This is a genomic window from Streptomyces laculatispora (assembly GCF_017353455.1).
Classification (GTDB): Bacteria; Actinomycetota; Actinomycetes; order Streptomycetales; family Streptomycetaceae; genus Streptomyces; species Streptomyces laculatispora.
The window spans coordinates 1-4838 of sequence record NZ_JAFMPZ010000021.1 but is presented as its reverse complement, the minus strand read 5'-3'; the positions used below and the strand labels follow the sequence as shown (position 1 = coordinate 4838).

1 protein-coding gene is annotated in these 4838 nt (G+C 72.0%); it reads left to right on the top strand.

Annotated elements, in window-relative coordinates; translation table 11 throughout:
- On the top strand, nucleotides 1-4838 hold a 4838-nt coding region (locus J1C73_RS00845; RefSeq protein ID WP_242643531.1), incomplete at both ends, for a non-ribosomal peptide synthetase.

Genomic DNA, 4838 nt, shown 5'->3' with positions numbered 1-4838 from the left:
GCTCGTCCTCGAACTCGACGGTCCTGTGGACTCGGACGCCCTGCGCGGTGCCCTGCGCGACGTCGTCGCGCGCCACGAGAGCCTGCGCACCGTCTTCGCCGAACACGACGGCGTCGCACGGCAAGAAGTCCTTGACGCGGACGCTGCCGCATCGCTGGTCCCTCTTGTCGTCGAGCACTCCCCGGCCGAGGAGACCGCCGACGCCTGGGCCGACGAAACGCTGCACCGCCTGACCGTCAGGCCCTTCGACCTCAGGTCCGACGCCGCCGTCCGCGCCCATCTGCTCCGCCTGGGCCCCGCCCGCCACATCCTGGTCCTCGTTCTCCACCATGTCGTCGCCGACGGCTGGTCCCTCGCCCCGCTCAGCCGTGACCTGGGCGCTGCCTACCGCGCCAGGAGCAAGCGGACGGGCACGCCCGACTGGGCCCCGCTGCGCGTGCAGTACGCCGACTACGCCCTCTGGCAGCGCCGGCTGCTCGGCGACGACGGCGACCCGGACAGCCTGGCCGCATCCCAACTCGACTTCTGGAAGGGCGCGCTGCACGGCGTTCCCGAACTGCTTGAGCTGCCTCTCGACCGTCCCCGCCCAGCCGTACCCAGCCATCGGGGCGCCGCCGTGCCCTTCGAACTGCCCGCTCCCGCGCATGCCGCACTCATCCGGTTCGCCCGAGCCGCCGGCTGCACGCCCTTCATGGTGCTCCAGGCCGCTCTCGCCGTGACGCTGCAGGCGCACGGCGCGGGCTCCGACATCCCGCTGGGGACCGCGGTGGCCGGACGTACCGAGGAGGCCCTCGACGATCTGGTCGGGTTCTTCGTCAACACGGTCGTTCTGCGTGCTGACCTGTCCGGCAACCCGACCTTCCACGAACTCCTGGATCGCGTGGTCAAGTGGGACATCGCCGCCCTCAGCCATGGCGACATACCGTTCGAGCGGATCGTGGAGGCCCTCAACCCCGAGCGGTCCGGCGACCACCACCCCCTCTTCCAGACCATGCTGGTCCTTCAGAACCAGGAGCGAGTGGGCCTCGATCTGCCGGGTGTCACCGTCCATGACAGATCCCGGCACCGCGGAGGCAGCAAGTTCGATCTGACGTTCTCGCTCACCGAAGTCACCGAAGCCGCAGAGAGACCTGCCGGGAGACCCGCCGAGGATTCCGGACCCGGCGTACCCACCGACCCGGCGGGCGGCGCCGCTGCGGACACCGGGTACGGCGCCGGAGGCATCGGCGGTTACCTGGAATACGCCACCGACCTCTTCGACCCCGCCACCGCCCGCGCCCTGTGCGCCCGTTTCGCCCGTGTCGTCACCCTGGCCGTGACCGAACCCGGCCGGGCCATCAGCGACCTGGACCCGCTGTCCCCGCAGGAGCGGGAGCGTCTTCTGGTCCAGGGGAGCGGCGCGAAGCAGCCGCTGCCCGCCCGATCCGCCCCCGAAGAGGTCCGGGCGCAGGCCGTGCGTACTCCCTGCGCCGTAGCCGTGCGCGACGCGGACACGCGCCTCACCTACGCCGAACTCGACGCCCGCGCCGATGTCCTGGCCCACGTCCTGCGTGAGCGCGGCGCGGGCCGCGAGAGCAGGGTGGCCATTGCCGTACCACCGTCCGTGGACACCGTCGTCGCCATGCTGGCCGTGCTGCGGGCCGGCGCCGCCTATGTGCCCGTCGACCCGCAGTATCCGCCCGCCCGTATCCGTCACATGCTCGACGACGCCCGCCCCGTCCTGCTGCTCACCACCAGGGACGTCCACGCGCAACTGCCCACCTGCGGCATTCCGTGGCTTGCCCTCGACGACCCGACTGCTCAACCCGCCCGTCCCACCGGGCCCCTTCCGGACCCACCCCGTCCGGCAGACCCCGCGTACGTCATCTACACCTCGGGCTCCACCGGCCGCCCCAAGGGCGTGGTCGTGTCGCACGGCGCCCTGGCCAATCACATGGGCTGGATGGCACGGCACCTGACGATCACTTCGGACGACCGGGTCCTGGCCCGTACCTCCTTCAGCTTCGACGCCTCCGTGTGGGAGTTGTGGCTCCCGCTGATGAACGGCGCCGAAGTCTGTGTGCTGCCGCACGGAGCCAACATGGAACCCCGCACCCTGGTCTCCTGGATGAGCCGGTTCGGTGTCACCGTCGCCCAGTTCGTGCCCTCCCACCTGACCCTCGTTCTCACGGAGGCGGCACACGCCGCGCCGCTCCCCGGCCTGCGCACCGTGCTGTGCGGGGGCGAGCCGCTGCCGCGCGCCCTCGCCGACGACGTCGCCGAGCTGTGGCGGGCCGAAGTGCACAACCTTTACGGGCCGACCGAGGCGACCGTCGACGCGACCGTCCACCGCGTGGCCGGCCAGGAAAGCAGCGGGCAGGCGGAGGGCACGCTGTACGGGACCGTGCCGATCGGCCGCCCCGTCGACACGATGCGCGCCTACGTCCTCGACAGCCGGCTGCGTCCCGTACCACCCGGTGTCACCGGTGAGCTGTACCTGTCGGGTCCCAACCTCGCCCGCGGATACCTGGACCGTCCGGCCCTGACCGCCGTACGGTTCGTCGCCGATCCGTTCGACGGCGCGGGCGCCCGGATGTACCGCACGGGTGACCTCGTGCGGTGGAACGGCCACGGTCTGCTCGACTATGTGGCACGCGCCGACGACCAGGTCAAACTCCGCGGATTCCGGATTGAGTTGGGCGAGATCGAGGCCGCACTCCTGGCCTGCCCCGGCGTCACGGCCGCCTGCGCCGTGATCCATGAGGACATGGCCGGCGGGCGCAGCCTCGTCGCCTATGCCGTCACCGGTGACCCGGCCCTGCGCCCGGTCATCCTGCGTGATGCCCTCGCCGAGAGCCTCCCCCACTACACGGTGCCCGGCGCCGTCGTCATCCTGGACGACCTTCCGCTCCTGCCCAACGGCAAGGTGGACCGGCGGGCCCTGCCGGAGCCGTCGGCGGTGCCCGGCCCGGCCGACGGAGCGGGGCAGCACACCCTCCAGGAGGGCCTGCTCGCCGGAATCTTCGCCGACGTCCTGCAGCGGCCCCTCGTGAACCCGCATGACAGCTTCTTCGACCTCGGCGGGCACTCGCTCCTCGCCATGCGGGTCGTGAGCCGCGTCCGGGCCGTCCTGGGCGCCGAGATCGCCGTCCGCACCCTCTTCGAGCACCCGACCGTCGCGGGCCTGGCCCGCGTCCTCGACCTGCAGGGCCGCACCCACCCCCCGGTGGTGCGCGCCGCACAGCGGCCCGATCCGCTGCCGCTGTCCTTCGCCCAGCAGCGCCTGTGGTTCCTGAACCGGCTCGAAGGTCCCAGCTCTGCCTACAACATCCCGCTCGTCCTCGAACTCGACGGCACCCTGGACACGGACGCCCTGCGCGCCGCCCTGCGCGACGTCGTCGACCGGCATGAGTCGCTGCGCACCCTGTTCCCCGAACGCGACGGCGTGCCGCACCAAGTGGTTCTTCCGGCCTACGCGGTGACACCTCGCCTGCCTGTCCTGAGCACGGCCCCCGCTGACCTGGAGGCGGCCGTCCTGGCCGCCGTGCGTGAACCGTTCGACATCGTCACGGACCCGCCACTGCGGGCCCTGCTGCTGCGCTCCGCACCCGGGCACCACGTCCTGGTCCTCGTCCTGCACCACATCGCGGGCGACGGCTGGTCCCTCGCCCCGCTCGCCCGTCACCTCGGCGAGGCCTACGAGGCCCGTCTCTCGGGCCGGGAGCCCGAACCCATGGCCGGCACTCCGCTCCAGTACGCCGACTACACCCTCTGGCAACACGCAGCTCTGGGCGACGGCATCGCACCGCAGAGCGTCCTGCGCCGGCAGCTCGACCACTGGCACACCGCCCTCGCGGGCCTTCCCGGGCTGATCGACCTGCCACTGGACCGCCCGCGCCCGGCTGCCACCGATCCGAGGGGAGCCGTCCACACCTTCGACGTACCGCCTTCTCTGTACGCTCAGCTCCTGCGCCTGGCACATGAGTCCGGCAGCAGTCTGTTCATGGTGCTCCAGGCGGCGGTGGCCACTCTGCTGCACCGCCACGGCGCGGGCGACGACATCCCGCTCGGCTCGCCCGTCGCGGGCCGCACGGACGAGGCGCTCGAGGACCTGGTCGGCTTCTTCGTCAACACGCTCGTCCTGCGCACGGACCTGTCCGGCAACCCGACCTTCCTCGAACTGCTCCAGCGGGTACGGGAGTTCGACCTGTCCGCATATGGGCACCAGGATGTTCCCTTCGAGCGCCTCGTCGAGAGCCTCAACCCCGTCCGGGCGCGCAACCACCATCCGCTGTTCCAGACCATGCTGGTCCTCCAGAACCAGGCGACTGCCCGCCCCGACCTGCCCGGCCTCACGGTCGTGGACCGGCTCGTCCACAACGGCCTGAGCAAGTTCGACCTCACCTTCGCCTTCACCGAGGAGCCGGGCGAGGCAGGTCTCACCGCCGGAATCGAGTACGCCACCGCCCTCTTCGACCGCTCCACCGTTGCAGCACTCTCGGACCGCCTGATCCGGCTCCTGGAGCGCGCGGCCGCCGAGCCCGCTCTGCCCGTCGCGAGCTACGACCTCCTGACGCAGAGCGAGCACGCCCGGGTCACCCACTGGGGAACCGGCCGCGGCCTGCCCGCCTCCGACGCCGCCACCCTGCCCGCCCTCCGTGAGGGTCGTGTCATCGCCGGCGACGGCCACCGCGTCCGGGGTGCGGTGCGCCTGAGCCGCGAAGAGGGCGGGCAGGGTGGCGGCGTCGGAGGCGGGCAGGCCGCGGCCGGTTCCCCAGTGGGTGACCCGGGCGTGCTCGCTCTGCGTCAGGAGGTCGTAGCTCGCGACGGGCAGAGCTGGCTCGGCGGCCGCGCGCTCC